Below are 19,740 nucleotides of genomic sequence, written 5' to 3'. Positions count from 1 at the left end.
GAATGATGGAATATTCTACGATCATTCCTTACACCATAGAAAAACACTCATACACGTAAAGCGACAAATTTATAACTACAACGTTCTAGAAATTGACGAACCATTTTACTTTATTTGTTCATTCTATGGAGTACAAGATATTGGTTTCCTTCTTGGTCCAGAATCGTCCTCTTTAGCAACTTGGCCATTAAATGAAGAGAAGATTATTTTACCGGATGTTCTAATTGATCCAAAGAACCTCGTGACTAGATGCTACGAAGAAATTGGTTTAGCCATTAAGCCTGCTTTAAACGGGCTATGGAATGCTTTTGGCCTCGCCGAAGCCCAGCTGAATTTTAAATAATCGGCTTATCAGTACATGCTTGCTGGATAGGGTCTCAGACATAGTTTATTATTAGTTAGTTACTTTTCAAATTGATTTCATTTTGCTAATATAAACATATTACGATTATTTTATTAGTTTTCCTTGCTGCCCCAAACTGAGCATGCAATGAGTGAGTCGCTTAACAGCTAAAAGATACTGATTCAAAAAAATGGAGACAGATAGGTGTACGGGACCCGTATGCCTTTTTTGTGTCCATTTTTTTGTGTCCAAAAAGGAGACGATGTAAACATGAGAAGAATTGCTTTGATTACTGAATCCTCGGCTCGCCCGGATACGGCTATGCCTGCTCACCTTTTCTACCAAGGGAAGATGAGTCGGTGGATCAATACGGTGATTCAGTACATGGAGACAAGAAGCTTTCCAACAGAAGATATATTCTTCTTAAGCTTCTATAAAAATCGAATCATCCCTTACCAAGAGGTGATCGAACCATATCCTAAGCAGAAAAATCACCCAGGGCTAGTGATGCCAATGTGTTCGCAAAGGAAATCTTAGCGCATGTCCATTCCATGGGAGTAAGTGTGTTCGTAGAGATCCACGCAGGTAGAACGTTGGCAGATCCTCTGAGACAGTTGTTAGATGAGAATAATATTCCTTATCGACTGTATGCGGATGGCGTTCCATTAGGAACAAAGCCTACCTACTATGAAATGCTAATAAGTGATGAGCTGGAGCAAAGACGATTTAAAGAAGTTCAACGAGAAAAGTGGAATATCTCTTCTTTAATTAGTGAATTGTCTCCTTCGGAAGCCAGCAAAATTATCAACACATACGGCAGTTCAGCTCAGTTGTATGGTGTTGAGCCAAATGTGGAGGAATTGAAGAAGCTTCTCGGAGGACTCCGGCAAAAAAAGAAAGATGAAGATAAAGCTTATCGAGATTTTGAGTATGCAATGAAAGAGGAAGATCCCGGAGGAGAACTTCAGCATTTTCTTCAGTATCAAGAGACGCTATCTGATCTTCATAAAAATAAACAGTTCGAATTATATAAAAATAAGTATGGAAAGAGCATTGCTAAGTTCACATGTTACTTGATCAAGAAGGGCTATGTCCGATTGATTGAGAACAAAATTAGCGAAGCCTTGTTTCGTACCCAAATCGCACTCATAAAATAAAGGTGGACTATATGAATAATAGGATTATGAAAATACCCCATCCTCTCTACTAACAGGTGTGATGAAGGAATGGACGATGTAGTTCATTTAGAGGTTCATTGTAGCCCCCTTCAGGCGAGCTCCCCATAGAGGGATAAGTAGCACTTACGCGGCCTTCGAGAAAGCGTAAGAGGACAAAGAGAGTCCTGCCTATTTCCGGATCGATAACACATGATACGGAAACGGGAGAGATGGAAATGACAAAATCTTATGTTGATGTAAATAGAATTGATAGTGTAATTCGATGGTTTGGAGGTAAGCACTTTTTATCGCGTGATTTGATTCCTTTAATTCCGGAACATCATTGCTGGGCTGATGTATTTGGTGGGGGTGCCCATATGACTGTTGGGAAAAAAGAAGCACGGTCGAAGTCTTTAACGATACGGATGAAGAATTGATTAATTTCCTGATGGTACTCCGTACTCATAAAGCAGAACTGATTGAAAACCTTAGCTCACTCCCAACAAGCCGCAGCTTATTTGAACGATGGCAGTATGAGCAGCTACCTGCAGACTCATTCGAGCGAGCAGTCCGGTGGTTTTATTTACTCCGGCAATGCATCATTCCAGCTAATGGTATTAAGAGCGGCTGGCGATCTGGAAAGATCAAAAACACAGCAAATGATTATCAAAACGCGGTAAGTAAGTTGCATGAGTTTGAGAAAAGATTTAGCAGAGTCATGATCGAATGCCTGGACTATAAGGAAATCATCAAACGGTATGACTCTGAAAGGACTTTTTTCTTCATCGATCCGCCCTACAAAAACCGGGAGCACTATTATAAGGGAGCTTTTAAAGAGCATATTCAGCTTGCAGATATGTTAAACAACATTAAGGGGAAGGCTATGGTGACTTATTATGGTGATCCGCTAATTTTGGACCTGTATAAGGACTGGCATTGTCTAACCTTTAATTCAAAAGTGGGGACGGTAGCAAAAGCTGAGTTAGGACAGACACGACGGAATGAAACCGAGTATGTCTTCATGAACTATTTACCGGAGCAGAATACTCAAATTCCACTTTTTTAAAATAGAAATAGAAGTCACAACAGGAGGAACACTATGCCAAGATGTATTTACTGTAGAGAAGAAATGGAAACAATGGAGTATTTAGAAACGGAAAGTGGATTTACTTCTGCAGAGGTGTGTGTAAACGAGAACTGTGTCATACACAACATCGTGAATCTTTATTTTAAAGAGTGGAAGTTAACTAAAGAAGAAATTGAAGTTAGATTAAATAAAATGGATGTTTCCTGGAACTGGATGGGCAAATTCTTTGTTCTTGTGGATCCAATAAATCACTACAATGTACGAGCCAAACTCGTTACATTAAACCTGGAAAACGGGGCCATGTTGCTTGATTCCACAATCGATTACGTTAATATCCCTGTGTTATAGCAGCTTATGATTTATGAGTCACTGGAGTAAATAAAATGAGTTTAGGGAGAGATATACAATGGAAAACATCCTTGAAGTACAAGAATTAGAAAAGGCGATCTCATTAGCATTTGGTGGAAAAACCAGTTTTGATGTTGAAGATTGTCATGCTAGATATTTCAATAATATTGATGTAGACGACATAGAGTATGAATATAAGAGCATACATGATGGTTCTACAGAGACCGGTATCCAAGGTGAAATTTGGTACCGTCCAGCTGAGTCTGAAGACTGGTACGACACTGGTTGCGATGAGAAGTTTTTGGGGGAACAATTTAGAAAACACATGAGACAGGTTAATAAATCAGTATCAGTTAAGGTGTGAGCCTGTCAGCAAGGAGCATATAAGAAAGTTTATCTTACTAGCGCGTGCCGGTATTTAATCGGTACGTGCTTTTTTCATGAGAATAATCTTATGAAGCATACGTCTGTAAGAAGAGACCATATCTACAAGGAACTCAATAGGCTTCTCATGTTCAAAAGATGTTAAATCTGATAAACTAATGCTATTACGAATTAATGAATAATTTTCATTGAAGCACAGTAGTTGCAGTCAATGAGGGAGACGCTTAAAAAGCAATAAATATAGAGTCAAACACAATGGAGACAAATAGGTATACGGGACCCGTATGCCTTTTTTGTGTCCATTTTTTTGTCTCGAAGAGGGGGAGTCATCATGACTACAGACAAGCAACTTGACCTATTCCAAACCGATTTTACGGAACATAGGAAATACCTGGATGGTGTATTTAAATCCAAAGAGGAGCTAATTAAAAAATTCCAGGAAGAGGGAAGAGATAAGATATTTCATGTTTTATCTTTTGGAGCCGGTACTCAGTCAACACAATTACTTGAACAGCACTTTAGAGGGTTGATTCATTACGACTTTATCATATTCGCTGATACGGGGGCTGAGCCGGAATTTATTCACCAGCAAGTAGCCTGGTGGCGTCAAAGGCAACAGGATGTTGGCAACACAACCCCCTTCATTACAACGCAACATAATACGATGGAGCGCGGGTTGGAGGAAATGTTGATGCGTTACATTTATACGGACTATCAACGTTTTCAGCTTCCTGTATACTGCAACCGGATAGATCCGGAGACAGGAGAGATGATTCGGGGTGGTTTGATGCCGAGACAGTGTACAGTCGATTTTAAGATTGTACCTGTTAAACAAAGAGCCCGGCAGCTTGTATTACAGTTGTACGGTCTAGGCCCAAGGCAGCAAATGCCAGACCACGTGGGATTTATCATCGACATTGGATTTAGTGTTGATGAAATCCGCCGAATTAAAACGTATCAGTCTCCTCAATACGATTACATGCGATTAGCTTACCCGCTAGTTGAGAAGAACGTAACGACAGATGATAGCATAAGGTTCCTGATTGATAATGACTTCCCTACACGGAGATCGCGCTGCTATCTATGCCCATTCAATTGCTCAGCAGACAATGAAATCGGTATGGATTGGGACGAGATCATTCGAGAAGAGCCATTATCCTTTCTAAAGGCCTGCTGGTTTGATGAGCAGCTGCGCGAAGTTCAGGCGACTGGATCAAAAATTATGAGGAGTATTCCCTTCCTTCATTATAGCCGCCGGCCTTTACGAGACGTGTTCCCTGTATACGAGCTGCTACGGAGTACTTATAAAAAGGATTTTGCCATGTGGCTTGATGAGTGGAAATGCTATATTAGCGAGAAATGGGGCAGAACTAGTCCCGCTTATAAGAAAAGTGCTGGTTGAAGTCAGTAACTAACCAATAGAGATTCTGGCTCACAGTTTGGTTGTTAACATAATTAACGAATAGGAAGGAGGGAATCCCCATAAGGTTGAGGGGATTTCCCCTCACCTATGGGGAAACTCACAATATGAATAATCGCAAATTGACTTTAAAAAAGGTCTACACGGTAAGTAAAAAGAATAATGCTCCACGCTTGTGGCTTCAACACATGGTATGTGAAGCTGCAGGTCTGATACCTAGATCAGAACTATTCGTTCAAGTGGATGAAATGAATAAGCAAATTACGATCCGGAATAGTCCATTCGATGAAACACAAGATGTGTACGAGATCAGCGTTTCGTCTAGAATGAACCGTACTAGTGGCAAACCACGTCCTCTGGTAGACACATCCGGATCGAAATTTTCGTCTATCCTTTGCATTCAGGAGAAAATTGAAATAAGTGTATATCGCAATGGCCCACATGCAGAAATTGTTGTGAGACCACTTCGATTCCGCTTATTCGACACTGAAACATTTGAGTCTTCAGACGAACGTATTAGCCTTCTAACGGTTTGTTCGGGATCTGGGATAGGAGCATCCATGTTTGTAGATAGCCAATACTACACGGCGGTACAGGAAGTTGAAATCGAAGAAGATTGCGCGGAGGTTATCAAAGAGAACTTTCCTTATTCCTACTTATTCAATGGTGATCTAAGAGATTGCAATACGGTGGCTAAGGCTGATGTAGCTTTCATCTCCTTGGATTGTTCCGAACACAGTAGTATAGGAGACGGCGGACAAGGTTATTTCGATAACATTGTCCTAGGAACTTATAAAATATTGAAAGCCGCGGATCCCCGTGTTATTTTTTCTGAGAACGTCCCGGCATTCTATCAATCTACTGTATTTCATAATCTTCAGGAACTTTTGACTCCCGATTATCCTTATATGATTGGGCCTATCACGATTGATAGTTATAACTTTGGTTCTATAGCGCATCGGAAGCGTTCCTATACACTCTTTGTTAAGGATAAAGAGGACTTCGATCTATTCCGTGAACCAAAAGCTCCAGTATTCCGAAGACACAAATTAAAAGAGTACCTGGACACTGCAACAGATCATGAATGGAAATCGGTCAAAACTTGGTGGGACAGTTTTCTAGGGAAAAAAGCGAAGAATAACTCGTGGGCAGATCGCAATACGGATAAAACCTTCGTCAAACCAGAAGAATGTACTGAACTACAATGCATACCCGCAAGATATCGAAGTCATAGTGCCAGTAATTCCTATGTTCTAAACGAACAGGGCGACCAATGGCGTTTCTTGACTATCAATGAATTACGGCGTATTTTCCAGATTCCAGCATGGTTTAAATTTCCTGAGCACATTCCTATGTCTCGTATATACGAGATGATTGGACAAAGTGTATGTGGCCGTGTAATCCGTGCCTTTGCCAACGAAATTAGTTCGTTGTTCTTCCGCAGATTTGCGGGGGTGAATCATAAGAACAATGACAACATAGGAGTGATAAGGGACCAACATGGCCAGATAGGATTTGCGTTTTAACCGTAAGTGGCGAGGTGAAATTTTGAGAAAAATGGAGTTTGATGTGTCATTATTTTTGAGTTTCTTTATTCCAGGCATACTCGTGACTACAATTATGATTTCAATTTACTATTTGATCGGAAGAAGGAATCCTAATACCGATCGATTATGGACCTATCCTATGATCACATTTGGAATTGTAGCCATTGTTTATGCACCCATTGCAGCAGTAACCCGCTTTTAAAAAATCTAAAGAACAACCATCTTAATTTAAGATGGTTGTTTTTTGAGGTGACATTTATTCCAAATTCATGAAATCCAAATAAAAATCAACGTGATTACCTCAAGAATTCATGGCAAGAGAAAACCCACCTCATAAGGTCGGACGCCTGACGGTGGGTTTCGCTTGAATAGCATTCGCCGTGGCAGTCCACAGCCTTTTGGGTACTATGAGTCGTTACCGTTGACGCGGTAAGGCTCTTTTTCGTATATGGCCGAACCCAATCTCCATATACATAGGTTAGCGCTTGATGGTGAGTTTTTTATAACTAAATGATAACAAATTTTAAGGGTATATTCAACTATCAGATTGCATGGATTATAGCGCGCAGGAGCAATTCTCGGGTTTTGGTTCTTATTGATACTTACCTTCATTTCTTTTCAATTTTGAAGAAACGAATCAGTTTCAAATACAGGTCTGAATTTAAATAGCTTCATTATAAATAGAAGCCAAAAAACGATAAGAATGTTATAATAAAATAGAACAAATGTTCTTATTTTGGTTGTAAAATATTTCTTTGTTTTCCCTACATATGTAGAATGTTTATTTCGAAAGGAGTGGTTTTCGAGTTGGAAAATCAGCAAACAGTATACGAGCGATATAGGAAAGAGATTTATCGAATTGGTTGGAGAGTACAGTATAGAGCAAAAAAAATTAAATATCGTGAGTTACCAATTTTTGAAGATGAAGCAATAAAGGGGGATTTTACGTTCTTCTCTGAAAACAAAATTATGGCAGAACAACTCATTAGCTCTCTACCAGATATAGGGAAGAATGTACTAAGTAAGATTTATTTAGAGGGTTACAAAGAATCTGAAGTTGCTCTTAAACTAAACATTAGTCAGCAGGCGGTGAATAAATGGAAGAGAAAAATGTTGAACCTATTATCTCAGAAAATCAGTTCATAGAATTGTTGACTGCTGCAAAAAACAACGAGCCAGCAGCGATTTTGGAATTGTTGAACTTATTTAATCCTGACATACAAAAATTAAGTCGATATATTTATCTACCACCAGAAGATGCTGCTTCAGAAATTATTACTGAATTCCTTGAGTTTATTAAAAATGAAAGGTAGCTAATTTTGATTAGGAGAGGAGGGAAGATCTTGTGGAAACAATTTCTCTTGAGAATTTAGGTGCTTTGATCGGGACGGTTGGATTTCCAAGTTTAATTGCTATTATTCTACTAAGAAGTGTCCTGGGTAATTTCAATCAAAGATTAGACGATTTAGATAAGAGATTAATACAACTTAATAAGTCAATTTTACTGGTAGATAAAACCTTAAATAAACTAACTAAAACTGATCTATCGGTGGTGAGAGAATTTGAGACAAATTCTTCGGATACACAAAAAAAATGAATATTTAATAAAAGAAGAAGATCATAAACGAGAGTTTCCGTTTATGATCTTCTTCTTAGTTACGACGAAATTTAATTTGTTGTAAAACCATTAAAGAGCCAGCCATCATTATCCGCACGAACAAAGTCGAAATTCAACTCAATGTTACCTTCAGAACCTTTAGTGGTGATGACTTTAGCTAACGCTAGCATAAAGTGATCCTTATCTTTTTGGTTGTATCCTCTAAATTCAAGTTCTTCCAAACTTATTTCGTTAAGAAAAGCAACTTCTGAGGGAGATTCTGCGTTCTTTAAAAGAATGGAATTGTTTTGATGTGATACTTCAACGTCTGAGGATGATACGGATTCAATATACGCGTAGTCCTTAGTTTCCATAGCAGAAATTATTTTAAAAGTCAGATTGAGTGTCTCCCTTAAACTATTGACGAGATCTGTCTCATCCGTCGCGCCTTTGCTGTTTTCTAATTGTTCTTTAAGTGAATTGTTCTCGTTCTGAAGTTCCTCAATTTTAGAAGCATCTGTATTTCCTGGTTCCTGGGCATTCGAGGAGTTTGCTGAGTCTTCTCCGTTACTGCAAGCTGATAATACTACAACTAAAAATAACATAAAGAGAATTTTTTTCATTATATACCTCCTTTTTCTAAAAGTATAATAACACACTTAAACAAAAAAAGGGATTAAGAACTTGTAAGTTCTTAGTCCCTTTCAGGCTGTCGAGAAAGTCTCGACAGCCTTCTTTATGTGATTTTGATTTCACAAGACACCGCGTTAATGTTGTATAATATAGGTAACTATTTTATAGAACGGAATTAATCTAGGTCATTTTCGTTTAGATAAAGAGCTGCATTGAATCCAGTCAGGAATCCACTAAAATTATTACTTCAAACCTCAATAATTGTATTGGAAGCATGATAAAATCCGGGTATTCACCTCACCTCTTTCTAATGTGAAAAATAATTTTGATTTTTATGTAACTTATTTGGGTATAAATCGTTTATATTGATAAATGGGAGGGATTTCAAGCATATGAAAAAAAAGATTATTTTCTCAATCTTAACTACAGTTACAATTATGTCAGGAGTACTCGGATCAGCGTATTCAGCCGGTGTGATCAAATTGAACGTCAATGGAAGCAACTTACAAACTGATGTGGCTCCAAAAATGGACAAAAACCGTGTCATGGTACCTATTAGTTTTGTCTCCAAAGCCTTAGGTGCATCTGTCTCTTGGAACAATACTACACAGACCGTTTCCATCAATACAACCGGTATCCCTTACGAAAATGTGTGGGATGAGAACATGAAAGATGTTGGACCCTATCAATTAGCAAGTATTAATAACACGGTACAGGTTTTCCTTACTGGAGTAGATATTGGAGATGAAGATCTCTTAAAGAAATCAACAACCAAACTAGACTTGGATCGCTTGAAACAAGAGCACTCTTCTATGGGACCAACCATGTTGTCTACCAAAATTCTCGATATGAAAACCCTTAAAAAAAATCTAAATGACCAAAGACCAGAGTATTTGGTCAGAGTAGGCATCCAAACGGGGGGAGATGAACTTAAAGTAAATCATTGGAATCTGACCGTAACGTTGGCTCCAACCGTCGATAATGGAACGACCATATCTACTGGAGGAAAAATGGAATACGTGGTCAGCAAACGCGAAGTTGTAAAATCAACTGCAGTGGATGTTCAACGCGTATTTCCTGGATACACGCTAGGATCATCTAAATAGTAAAGGCAAAAGAAGCCGAGGCGACTACTTATGAGTCGTTTCGGCTTCTTTTGTAGATTTCAGAGTTCCTATTTGGTTTGGAACGCAATCAAAGCTGGGGTTGATAATCCTCCTGCTGATGCTGCAGTGATGGTCCGCGTAAGACTTTGCCCTGCCGATAATTTGACCTCAGCAAGCAGGACACCTTCCTGATATTGAGTTGTACCCGCGACTTTATCCGGAGGACTTGCCAGATTGGGTACTTTGTATGTTACATTGTCTCCGCTCCATTTCACAGCACCACCATAAGGTTTTACGCGAGATCCCATGTAGATACTAATTGTTTTTTCAGCTGTTGTTGGATTCGAAAGATTGACAGTGAGCGTGTATTTTGCGCCGTAATGACCTTTGTTACTGTCTGCTGCGTTGGCACTGTCGTACGATGCCGCTTGGGTCATTAAGTTATCGTTCTGTCCATTGCTCATATTGTAATATTTCCATCCACTACCTGCCGAGTAACTTACACTGCTAGCAATCTCGGCGAAGTCCCAGGAACCGCGAGGATGTACAGAGTCATTACCACCTGTAAAGTAGGAAACAACCGGACTTTGATTCAGTCTCAAATCTGCTGTTGTACTTGTTGCTGCAACGGAACGCAATCGATAAGACATTGCAGTAGAAGTAGTATTAGTAACAGTAAATTCAATGAGCCCACCAATCAACTGGTTGTTAGGCACGATCCACTCTTTAACAACCCCCAGTTTACCCGCGGGTACGGAGGTATCGGTTGGCGTGATAGAATCCATTGTGTCACCGACCAAAGCTGCTGCAGTACACCGACCCTGTTCAACGAACGAAGTAATCGGGGCAATGGTACTTTTCACATTATGAATGGAGTACGCTGAAGTATTGTTGTTACCTATAGTGATCCCATACTTCATGCTTGCCCCTTTATTATTAAGGTGCCATACGAACATGCGGTATTTTACAGAGGTTTTTCCGGTAGCAGTATCATGCCATAGGGTACAGTATCCATTCGTAAACGGAGTGTTCGCATTAATGGTTTCATGGTTATCCGAAATAACAAATCGAGTATCTGTATTTGCTTTAGTTCCTACTAGTTGGTTTGGTGCAGACTCCGGAATAACAAATGAGACTTTGGTTTTCGTATTTTGGTTACAAGACATAGAAATATCCCCTTTTAATAAAATGTGTTTCACGTTTGTTTAACTTCATGGGATAGAACTGTTCTAGTGTATCCCTCACTAGTGCAGCCATTATTAGAAGTTAATCATTTTGTGAGAAGAAGTTTTTTCCTCTTCACTATGTAGGTGATTATCCATGATGATATACAACCTAATTTATATTTTTTCGTAAATTGTTTTTAGTGCCCGCCATAAATGACTAAGATAACGGAGTTAGTGAGTGTTGTAGAAGTAGAATCTAAAAGTTTTGATACAGCAAGTTTCACACCAATCATGGATTATTCTTCATCCTTTGCCTTCGCCAATGCAAATCAAAGTTTAAAAGCTTATAAAGAGGCCATTGATTCACTTAAAAAGTACATTAAAGATGGAAAAAAGAAAATTTAGAAGAGTTTTATGCTAAGCGAGAAACTGCTCTTCAACATTACGGACTATTCACGAACGACTTCGATCTTCCTCTTCAATCGTAGTATTCTTAATGTTATAAAATAGTTTTGAGGTAGTTATAGCGTGTAATATGCCTAGAACCAAGCGGCCAGCATATATCCAACGATAAATGGTTTTGAAGGAGACAGTACATCAGCATGATGCGGAAACGTATATATAGAAGAAATAAAGGAAAGCTGTGCGCCTTAAATTGAAAAATCTAGACACGACACAAAAAGATTAAGAACGATTAAGTTCTTAATCTTTTTGTGTTATGAATTAAATAGGAGGGAGAGTCATGGCAAAGCTGTTGATCCCGTTAGCAATTGCGCGGGCACACGTTTGTTTATTGGCAACCAACGTATTGCGATCCGATGCGGTATCGATAAACAGCATTTCAGGCAGAATGGCCCACGCTCGAGTGTTCTTAGGATCAATGACGTGAATGTTCGTCCCACCACGTTGGCTCGGCGCTTTCTTCACCCCACGATTGGTCTTGCCCAGTGCGGCAACCAGTGCATTGTTAACAGCGTTAGCCAATGAAGTGGTGTAGCTGCTTGCATTGTCGTGGATCCATGTTTCAATACCGGTACCCCCACCCGCATTAATGTGGAGACTCACATAAATGTCCGCCCCAAAGTTATTGGACGCTACGGAGCGATCCGGGTTTTCTGGGTAGGTATCAGTAGAGCGACTCATCTGGACCGTAGCGCCGAGCTTCTCCAGTTCGGTCTTCAGAAACTTACCGATGTCCAGTACGATTGATGCCTCCGTGTACCCGCCACCTACAGCCCCTGGGTCTTTACCGCCATGTCCGGGGTCAACGAAAACCTTGTAACCATTAAGTGCCATAAAAGAATGCCTCCTCTCTGTTAATCATTTATTTGAAGTGGTTTATTTCCTCTTCACTATGTAGGAAAAGTAAAGTGTCGTTATACAACCCTAATTTAAATATTGTCCATACAATGACCTAAACGATTTATGTACAAAACAAAACTACTGATCATATAAGGAATAACAATCTTCATTCAATTTTTAACAAAAAAATGTAATATACTTGATTCAAAGTGATAGATATCATATGCAAATAAGATGTAATTATATTATTGAAGATAGAATTAATTTTTACATACTATTAAGGAGGAGATCTCTAATGACGATGAAAAAGAGTTGGTTTTCTTTTCTGTTGGTATTGGTTCTGATGGGGGTATTTTCAAGTAAGGTGTTTGCTGCAAATGACCAAACAGGGACTGTTGTTACAGGTGGTACGAAAGAGAGTAGTCCAATTATGGGACAACATCAATACGGGGAACTGGAAGCTGTTCTCCATAGCGGGAACTATAGGGTGAATGTAACACTACAGGAAATTAAATCAGGCACTTGGGTAAGTATGTATACACTAGTTGCAACTCCTTCAAACCCTAAAGTTAAAACACACTATTATCTAGAAGGGGGTAAGCAGTATAGACTAATAGTTGAGACTTTGAGTAGCGGTTGGGGTCACCTTTATAATTATATTCCTTAATTAGCTTTAGTTCTGGCAGTCGACAATTTCTCGACTGCCTTTTTAAGTTCCTATACGAAACTACGCTATACCTACATCCTAATTAACGTTATCTATAATTGAATCATTCAATGACTGATACATAATCACCTAAAGTTTCTTTCAATAAATTTACAACTGACTTATCCTTAATGTATACTAAATCTATTAAAAGATTCATTAATTTTCTTTGTCACATTAAATGAGACAAAGAGGGAGTATGCTAAGTTATTAGCCTATAAATTAAGGACTTGTATTAGGAGACTTAACACGGAACACACGTGTATTTAAGTCTCCTTTTTGCGTCCAAAAACAGGAGAATTGTTTTTGCAATAACATGCATTCACGATCAAAAAGAAATTAGGTTTCCTTTGTAACCTAGGTAGGAACCACATGCAATCCCAGCCGGCTGGCGGAGAAAAACCTCCCGCCTACCGCGGGAGAGTATGGAGGTAATAAATATGAATCAAATTTCACTTTTCGACTATTTCCCAAATCAAAATGCAATCTTATCTGTAAATGCTCTAGTACCTGCGGAAACAAAGGGCTGGGCTCATAGGAATTCGAAGAATTCCTATGTTTATGATGTCGGGGAAGAATTACTTGGTGCAAAAAAACACTTGAGTCAACAAACCAGAGTTGATTGGTCCAAAATTGAAGAGAACCCTTCGGTGGCATACCAAATGGTCTGCAAGAATGAATTACTAAAGGATTTTGATCTGAGAAGTCTCCAGGCTGAAGGATTTACTTCGGAAGCTGCCTTCGCGATTAAATTGATATGGGCACGAGTGTGCCAGAATCCGGAGGATACACCACAAAAGCGGGCAGACTATATTCAGGGCATAGGAGCACTACAGTCCATCTTGTCCGGAGCCAAGGATGAGGATCGCATGAATAAAGCTTTCCAGATGCTTAAAGAAGCTTTGTATCAGGCTCGACTATCAACCTATTCCCATAAAATTGATGAGCAACCTGAATTGGTTCGTTCTCAATTTTGGCTCGCATTGGGAGATCGATTTCAATCACTGTTCTATAGTACTCGGCGCGGCCATCCTGGCTTGTATAACTTGATTCAGAAAGCATTTTATTCTGAACAGGGTAAGGACTGGAATTGGCTGAACACAAGTAGAGTGAAAAAGACAACCATTAAAGAGAATAAAGAAAAGTGGGAACGGCTCGTTCCTGAAGAGGTAGTCCGAAAATCCAATGAAGCATCTGGAGTTAATAAACCGGATGATCTAATCGATATCTTTGGTGTTAGAGGGGTTCAGTTTGGTAATGTGCGCATTGTTCCTAGACAATCTGCGTAGAAATACGCAACAAAACTAGGGGGTTATGGTTACCCCCTATAGTCCGAAAAAATTCTTTCTTTATATAGAGCACCGAGGTAAAGTAACAAATTGTGATCTGAATTATAATACGGTGATTCATAGTCTTCTGATGGAGATTGGGTATCTTCTGATTGAGGTTTTCTCCAGGAACTTCTAGAATCAGGATTCCTCTTCATAAGCTCTCCTTGGATGATGAAAAATAATTCGTCGCGTTCCTGTTGTGATAGTTTACTAAAATCAGCAAATACAATTGATTGGTTTACTAACGCATCAACCAACTCAATTTTTTCAGTTGGAATGTACTCATCTTCATTAAATAAACCGTTGATAATCGATATTTTGGTTTCCATTTGTCACACACCTTAAGCTGTTTTCTCTATATTATAGTCTTTATTCGGATATAGGAGAAGTTAACTGTAACTTAACTTTATATCCTAATTGGTAAGGGGAAGCTCCTTACGTGGAGGTAAAGCAGGCAAACACCTCGCCCTAAAATCCGGCATGCAAAGAAAGTTAGCCCTTTCAATGTGTGAAGCCCGGTGAAGTCGCTGAAAATCAGACCTGAAAAGTGGTTAGAGAAGTAAGCGGGGGCCACAAATTCGCCATGCCGACTCACCAGGAACCTTCGTATGTACGGCTCGTAAAATTGGGACAGTCGAATAGTAAGATTGTCACTCCCAAGTGGAGTTCTATCGCGGCACCGAAAATATTGCCTTTCGGCTGCTGCACTATATCCAACTAGTGTTATAGAGTCCTGCGACCGCCTGCATGGTCAAAAGGATGGTAGACGGGTTAAAGAAGGCGGCTACAGCGAAAATGCAAGGCTAGGATATAAGGAACAATGGAACCGAAAACGTGGAGCGAGGCTAGACGCAATGAAGCGAATAGGTAGGAAATGACCTGTATATTTTGGGGCAGCAGCCCGTAGTAGTGTTGAAGTGGGGTAATGCCCATGGAGCGAAGGGGCATAGTCATCAAATTCATGTTAATCACCTTCAATTGTCAAGGAAGCCGTTGTGCAAACCTGACTACAACCAATCTTCCAATCTCCGAAAAAGGGGGTGGTTGCATTGGCTCAAAAATTTGACTATCCAAAATCAGAATCTGAATTCAGGCTAATCCAAGACCAAATGTATGCCCTAACAAAGGAAACCATCGATAAGGGTGGGGTACCGAGTTTTAAAGGCCTACTAGAAATCATGGCCTCGGAGGCCGTAATTCTTACAGCAATCCACAAACTGAAAGCCAATAAAGGAAGCGAAACTCCCGGGAGCGACAGGGAAACGATGAGGGCTAACATTCTGGAGAAACAGTATCCGGAAGTTATTACAAGGGTACAAAACCTCCTTTGTAAATACCAAGCTAGGCCGGTTAGAAGAGTTTATATCGACAAAGCTGGTAAACCGGACAAGAGGCCTTTAGGTATCCCTACAATCGTCGACCGAATCATACAGGAATGTATTCGGCTTGTCATAGAACCGATTTTAGAAGCTCAGTTCTTTGATCATAGTTATGGATTCAGACCTATGAGAGATGCTCATATGGCATTGGATAGAATTAAAAGGTTAATTCACACATCTGGTGATCATTGGGTAATTGAAGGAGATATCAGCAGGTTCTTCGATAACGTTAATCATTCCATCCTGATGAAGCAGATTTGGCACATGGGGATACGTGATCGTAGAGTTTTGATGATTATTAAGTGCATGCTAAAAGTAGGAGTTATGGATGAATATGATACTAACCCGTTAGGGACGCCACAAGGCGGAATTATATCTCCATTACTTGCTAATGTATATTTGCACAACTTCGACCAATGGATCACTAGGGAATGGGAGAGAAAGCAGACTAAACATCGATATGCTAGGCATGATGGGACTCTTAGGGCTCTACGTGAGAGTAGTAACATTAAGCCAGCCTATTTGGTCAGATATGCTGATGACTGGGTAATCATTACGGATTCAAAGGCAAACGCTGAACGATTAAAAGCTCGGATTACTCGTTTCCTGAGAACTCGCCTTAAACTCAGTCTCTCCCAAGAAAAGACTTTGATCACTAATGCCACAAAAAGGCCAATTCAGTTTGTTGGATTTGAGCTAAAAATGATAAGAGGGAACGCAAGGCATGGATATGTTACAAAGACAATTCCAAATCGGAAAAGATTAAAAACTAAAGTCGATGAGATACACAGGAAGATCAAAAGACTAAGGTACATGCCAGACAAGGAGAGGCTACTTGCACGAATCAACGAAGTTAACGCTATGATCCGTGGAGTGATCCAGTATTATGAACCAGCAACATGGGTTAATATCGAACTTCGAAAACATTCATACAAGCTACGATATGCAGGATGGAAATCCTTGAAAGAGTATGCTGTTTGCTGGACTCAAGCGAAAGAGTTATACAATCTTCCTTCGATTCATCTGGACTACACCATGACAGTGCCTGCAATCGAGTACAGAGGGATGAAGATTGGAATCACCTCACTAGCGTTTTCTAGGTGGAAGGATACGTTTCCGAAGGCTCCAGCTGAGACTCCCTTCTCAGAAGAGGGGAGAATTCTAAGTGTTGCGAGAAGACGGAGAACCCTTCCTAAATACCGTGCTGATGAACTCCTGATGCAATCTAATCTTGCATTCCATATCCTTAAGGGAACATTGCCGGCTATATACAATTTTGAATACTTTTTAAATCGACCCTATGTATTTAATCGAGACAAAGGTAAATGCAGAGTTTGTGGGGAGCATGTAACTGAAAATGTGAACATCCATCATATTCAACCTCATCTGTCTTTGTCGGAAGTTAACCGTGTGATGCACCTAGCTACGGTTCATCAGAAATGTCATAGCATGATCCATTCAAGTGAAGATCTCTCGCATCTAGGTAAGAAAATATGGAGTAAGATTCTTGGTTTTAGAGAAAAATTGAAGGAAATCTGATTTTCAGAACTGATGATGGAACGCGGAATGATGGGAAACTATCACGTTCCGTGTGAGGTGGGGAAAGGGGAGCGTAGCGGATAAAGCCGACGCTGACCCTTACCTATCACCATTGGGTTCAGGATGTCGCTGGGAGGTATCATGTTTTAAGTTGTGGCCACGCCCTAAACGATCTGGTGGGCCTGTTAGACATTCCAAACAAGGCAGCATCTTTCTATGGCTTGTTAGGATTAGCCTTCGGTGCAAGAGGATCTGGGTCAGCCTCAGCTCATTACGAGCCTGGCAGCAATATCATGAACATTACTAAACTCAGAGGTGGGGGATCCCTTTGCCATGAGTGGGCACATGCATTGGACTTCAACTTATATTCGTTCTCTCATCAATTCTCCAATAGCAAACCTCTCTCACTGACTGGACATAAGCCGGGTAACTATTTACCCCGTAATGTGGGTATCGCCTTTACTGAACTAATGAAAATTATAAAAGAGGGAGATGGTGTGAAACGCGTGATCGTTCCGGATCCGCTACCATCTGAGGAGTACCAATATCGGGCTCGTGTTATTGAACTACTCGAAATGAATAATAATGACATCGATGCTGCAATGCTGGTTCTTAAAAACTGTAATTTTAATGTTAAACCGCGAATGTGGAATGATATCGGGTTACTCTACTGTAACATGCTACAGCGTAAAGGATTAGAAGTTCCGGCTTCATTCCGTGTTCCCACGGATGAAAGTAACTTCCTACTTGATGCCAGATCTCGCGGACCATACTGGAAAAGAGACCATGAACTATTTGCAAGAGCATTCGAGTCATGGATTGAAGATGAGCTTCATACAGCGCAGCTGGACAATTCATATTTAGTCACCGGCACCAAATTCGGTGGGCCCTATCCATTACATGAAGAACGTGAAGACATTAACGATGCTTTCCGCAATTGGTGGCAGACATTAAACGATTCAGGCATTTTTCATGATGACCAAATTTGGAATAGATAAATGCTGAGACTGGGAAAACCACTATCACATATTCTATCTGGAGGTTATACAATGGATAAACCAACCGATATCTGCGAGGAAATAGAGATTAAGCGATTAGAAATGCATGAAGCTGGAACACTTCATGGGTTAATGTCGCCAGAGGTGCTAAGAGTATCTCAGGAGTTAGATTTGCTTCTTAATGACTTTAATAAAAGATTAAACAGAGAATGCGGCTAATCAGCCGCGTTCTTTTTTATGATGAAAACTATTCTTCAGTTCTAATTCTTTTTAAAGCTTATTTCTAAGGATTAAAGATTGTTATTATTTATTCTCAATATTTGAGAGGGGGTCCATCAATATCTGAGATAGGATATCTCGAATTCTGAGATACCTTCTCTCAAATTTTAAAGGGGGTACTATCAAATATTGAGAAGCTAAACCGATTATATAATTTTGAGAAGCTGCTTCTCAAATTCTGAGAAGCAAGAATACCGCTATACTCTCGCTTCTCAAATTCTGAGATACGCCGCTTCTCAATTTTTGAGATGCAGACTTTCAACCTTCGAGAAACAGCTTCTCAAAAATATATAGGTAGCCTCTCAATTTTCGAGAAGCGTAATATGAAATGGAAACTCACCTTATTATGAATAAATATAGGTGGTCACATTCGTACAGTTTCCAAACATCGAGAACCTCCTTTCAAGGCTTGCACCTATTGTCTTATACTAAGAGTAATAGGAGATGATAATGTGATGACAACACCCTTTATTTTTGATATGACCAGCAAAGATTCATTAATGGAATCCATGTGCAGATATTTTGGACTCTCTGAGGAGCAGATTGAGGATTTTATCATTATGAACGATGATGTTTCGCTGGATTCTTTTTGTGAAGCAAATGAAATTATGGAAGATTCACTGATAAGACCTGATCTATACTTAGCTTCCTATCATAGTACGACCAATATGGATGGCTGCGCCTCCATACAGATGCTTGGGCTACTAAATTTAAGAGAAACGATAAGGCAAGACACGCCACTTGCAAAATACTTAATTGAACACGACGTTATTTTTGACCTGGATAACAAAACCGTAAGAAGAGAAGGCAACGTGTATGACCTAAGAAAAAACTATAGTGGGATAGGAGATACATCAAACGAAGTCAGAGACTTTGTCGCGTTTAAACTTTACGAAGATCATCAAATCAATGGATTCCTATGTACAGAGGATGTGCTTGACTATGGCGGGGATGTGCATCTGCGGCCTGAGTTTATAATGAATGTGGCTAAGTTATTTAAAGATCAAAGGCTTGAATCGGATTGGGTGAGGGATCCAAATCGGCAAGCATATGTGCTGAAATTTATCGCCCCGATATCGGACTACAGTCCAATTACATTTGCAATACATCGAGAATTTCTGGCAGAGACATCTTCTGAAGAGATCGAAGAAATGAAACTTCATGGCTTACTGACGACAGCCCTCCGCGCACTATCGAGTTGCATAGCATGGGGGATGGGGCCAGAGGATACTATTTCTTTTTTAAATGAAGATGCTTCTGTGCCGCCACAAAATATCATCCAGATCTATACGGCCGATTCGTATGCCGCGTTTAACAAAACGGCTTGGTGAAAAAAGGGTGCTTTCGATAATCAAAACATGAGCAAAAAAAAAACTGTCATTTCGACAGGTTGAATAATCATCAAATGTGCAGCACCA

Annotated in this window: 23 protein-coding genes; 19 read left to right on the top strand and 4 right to left on the bottom strand. The window is 39.8% G+C overall.

Translation table 11 applies throughout. The features are described 5' to 3' along the window. Positions 1-613: 613 nt before the first annotated feature. The 11 genes from ACTWJ7_RS36115 to ACTWJ7_RS36065 all read left to right on the top strand — a co-directional run bounded on the left by ACTWJ7_RS36115 (position 614) and on the right by ACTWJ7_RS36065 (position 7,883). Positions 614-880, top strand: coding sequence for a hypothetical protein (locus ACTWJ7_RS36115; RefSeq protein ID WP_443146691.1), 267 nt, complete (start codon positions 614-616; stop codon positions 878-880). Positions 881-936: 56 nt separating this feature from the next. Continuing rightward, positions 937-1,500 (top strand): hypothetical protein, encoded by a 564-nt coding sequence (locus ACTWJ7_RS36110; protein WP_443146690.1) that lies wholly within the window; start codon positions 937-939, stop codon positions 1,498-1,500. 236 nt (positions 1,501-1,736) lie between these two features. Beyond that, positions 1,737-1,937 carry a hypothetical protein gene (locus tag ACTWJ7_RS36105; protein ID WP_443146689.1) on the top strand — a complete coding sequence of 67 codons (201 nt, stop codon included), beginning with the start codon at positions 1,737-1,739 and terminating at the stop codon, positions 1,935-1,937. Between the two features lie 11 nt (positions 1,938-1,948). Continuing rightward, positions 1,949-2,566: a DNA adenine methylase gene (locus ACTWJ7_RS36100; protein ID WP_443146769.1), complete on the top strand. Its 618-nt coding sequence runs from the start codon at positions 1,949-1,951 to the stop codon at positions 2,564-2,566. 33 nt (positions 2,567-2,599) lie between these two features. Next, positions 2,600-2,935 carry a hypothetical protein gene (locus ACTWJ7_RS36095; protein ID WP_443146688.1) on the top strand — a complete coding sequence of 112 codons (336 nt, stop codon included), beginning with the start codon at positions 2,600-2,602 and terminating at the stop codon, positions 2,933-2,935. A gap of 58 nt (positions 2,936-2,993) precedes the next feature. Continuing rightward, on the top strand, positions 2,994-3,299 hold the full coding sequence (locus ACTWJ7_RS36090; protein ID WP_443146687.1) for a hypothetical protein: 306 nt from the start codon (positions 2,994-2,996) through the stop codon (positions 3,297-3,299). Positions 3,300-3,650: 351 nt separating this feature from the next. After that, a complete protein-coding gene (locus ACTWJ7_RS36085) occupies positions 3,651-4,721 on the top strand; it encodes a hypothetical protein (protein ID WP_443146686.1) in 1,071 nt (356 codons plus the stop codon). A gap of 125 nt (positions 4,722-4,846) precedes the next feature. Next, on the top strand, positions 4,847-6,265 hold the full coding sequence (locus tag ACTWJ7_RS36080; protein WP_443146685.1) for a DNA cytosine methyltransferase: 1,419 nt from the start codon (positions 4,847-4,849) through the stop codon (positions 6,263-6,265). 828 nt (positions 6,266-7,093) lie between these two features. Further along, on the top strand, positions 7,094-7,432 hold the full coding sequence (locus tag ACTWJ7_RS36075) for a sigma factor-like helix-turn-helix DNA-binding protein (protein WP_443146684.1): 339 nt from the start codon (positions 7,094-7,096) through the stop codon (positions 7,430-7,432). Further along, positions 7,384-7,599, top strand: coding sequence for a helix-turn-helix domain-containing protein (locus ACTWJ7_RS36070; protein ID WP_133387277.1), 216 nt, complete (start codon positions 7,384-7,386; stop codon positions 7,597-7,599). The genes ACTWJ7_RS36075 and ACTWJ7_RS36070 overlap by 49 nt, the downstream gene beginning before the upstream one ends. Before the next feature lie 32 nt (positions 7,600-7,631). Next, positions 7,632-7,883, top strand: a complete 252-nt coding sequence (locus tag ACTWJ7_RS36065) for a hypothetical protein (protein ID WP_443146683.1) — start codon at positions 7,632-7,634, stop codon at positions 7,881-7,883. Positions 7,884-7,954: 71 nt separating this feature from the next. Here the strand turns inward: ACTWJ7_RS36065 and ACTWJ7_RS36060 are convergent, their stop codons facing one another. After that, positions 7,955-8,506 carry a lipoprotein gene (locus ACTWJ7_RS36060; RefSeq protein WP_443146682.1) on the bottom strand — a complete coding sequence of 184 codons (552 nt, stop codon included), beginning with the start codon at positions 8,504-8,506 and terminating at the stop codon, positions 7,955-7,957. A 402-nt stretch (positions 8,507-8,908) separates the two neighbouring features. On the opposite strand from ACTWJ7_RS36060, the gene ACTWJ7_RS36055 reads away from it, so the two are divergent. Next, positions 8,909-9,622, top strand: coding sequence for a stalk domain-containing protein (locus tag ACTWJ7_RS36055; RefSeq protein WP_443146681.1), 714 nt, complete (start codon positions 8,909-8,911; stop codon positions 9,620-9,622). A 68-nt stretch (positions 9,623-9,690) separates the two neighbouring features. On the opposite strand, the gene ACTWJ7_RS36050 is transcribed toward ACTWJ7_RS36055, so the two are convergent. Then, the gene (locus tag ACTWJ7_RS36050; RefSeq protein ID WP_443146680.1) at positions 9,691-10,788 is read right to left on the bottom strand and encodes a hypothetical protein; all 1,098 of its coding nucleotides are present in this window, start codon (positions 10,786-10,788) and stop codon (positions 9,691-9,693) included. Positions 10,789-11,022: 234 nt separating this feature from the next. On the opposite strand from ACTWJ7_RS36050, the gene ACTWJ7_RS36045 reads away from it, so the two are divergent. Next, positions 11,023-11,193, top strand: a complete 171-nt coding sequence (locus ACTWJ7_RS36045) for a hypothetical protein (protein ID WP_443146679.1) — start codon at positions 11,023-11,025, stop codon at positions 11,191-11,193. A gap of 318 nt (positions 11,194-11,511) precedes the next feature. On the opposite strand, the gene ACTWJ7_RS36040 is transcribed toward ACTWJ7_RS36045, so the two are convergent. Next, complete coding sequence (locus ACTWJ7_RS36040; protein ID WP_443146678.1) at positions 11,512-12,084, bottom strand: N-acetylmuramoyl-L-alanine amidase; 573 nt, start codon at positions 12,082-12,084, stop codon at positions 11,512-11,514. A gap of 301 nt (positions 12,085-12,385) precedes the next feature. Between ACTWJ7_RS36040 and ACTWJ7_RS36035 the strand changes: the two genes are divergently transcribed. Further along, positions 12,386-12,757 carry a hypothetical protein gene (locus tag ACTWJ7_RS36035; RefSeq protein ID WP_443146677.1) on the top strand — a complete coding sequence of 124 codons (372 nt, stop codon included), beginning with the start codon at positions 12,386-12,388 and terminating at the stop codon, positions 12,755-12,757. Positions 12,758-13,236: 479 nt separating this feature from the next. Continuing rightward, entirely contained in the window at positions 13,237-14,085 is an 849-nt protein-coding gene (locus ACTWJ7_RS36030) for a hypothetical protein (protein ID WP_443146676.1), read from the top strand. Positions 14,086-14,114: 29 nt separating this feature from the next. On the opposite strand, the gene ACTWJ7_RS36025 is transcribed toward ACTWJ7_RS36030, so the two are convergent. Further along, complete coding sequence (locus ACTWJ7_RS36025; RefSeq protein ID WP_443146675.1) at positions 14,115-14,456, bottom strand: hypothetical protein; 342 nt, start codon at positions 14,454-14,456, stop codon at positions 14,115-14,117. A gap of 720 nt (positions 14,457-15,176) precedes the next feature. Between ACTWJ7_RS36025 and ltrA the strand changes: the two genes are divergently transcribed. The 4 genes from ltrA to ACTWJ7_RS36005 all read left to right on the top strand — a co-directional run bounded on the left by ltrA (position 15,177) and on the right by ACTWJ7_RS36005 (position 19,653). Further along, positions 15,177-17,045 carry a group II intron reverse transcriptase/maturase gene (gene ltrA / locus ACTWJ7_RS36020; protein WP_443146674.1) on the top strand — a complete coding sequence of 623 codons (1,869 nt, stop codon included), beginning with the start codon at positions 15,177-15,179 and terminating at the stop codon, positions 17,043-17,045. Positions 17,046-17,338: 293 nt separating this feature from the next. Further along, the gene (locus ACTWJ7_RS36015) at positions 17,339-18,043 is read left to right on the top strand and encodes an LPD1 domain-containing protein (protein WP_443146673.1); all 705 of its coding nucleotides are present in this window, start codon (positions 17,339-17,341) and stop codon (positions 18,041-18,043) included. Positions 18,044-18,094: 51 nt separating this feature from the next. Then, a complete protein-coding gene (locus tag ACTWJ7_RS36010; protein WP_105410481.1) occupies positions 18,095-18,262 on the top strand; it encodes an aspartyl-phosphate phosphatase Spo0E family protein in 168 nt (55 codons plus the stop codon). 512 nt (positions 18,263-18,774) lie between these two features. Next, positions 18,775-19,653 (top strand): hypothetical protein, encoded by an 879-nt coding sequence (locus ACTWJ7_RS36005; RefSeq protein WP_443146672.1) that lies wholly within the window; start codon positions 18,775-18,777, stop codon positions 19,651-19,653. The last annotated feature ends 87 nt before the right edge of the window (positions 19,654-19,740 follow it).

The sequence above is a fragment of the Paenibacillus sp. 1A_MP2 genome (assembly GCF_052244825.1).
GTDB lineage: Bacteria > Bacillota > Bacilli > Paenibacillales > Paenibacillaceae > Paenibacillus > Paenibacillus vandeheii.
This window is presented reverse-complemented; position numbering and strand designations above follow the sequence as displayed.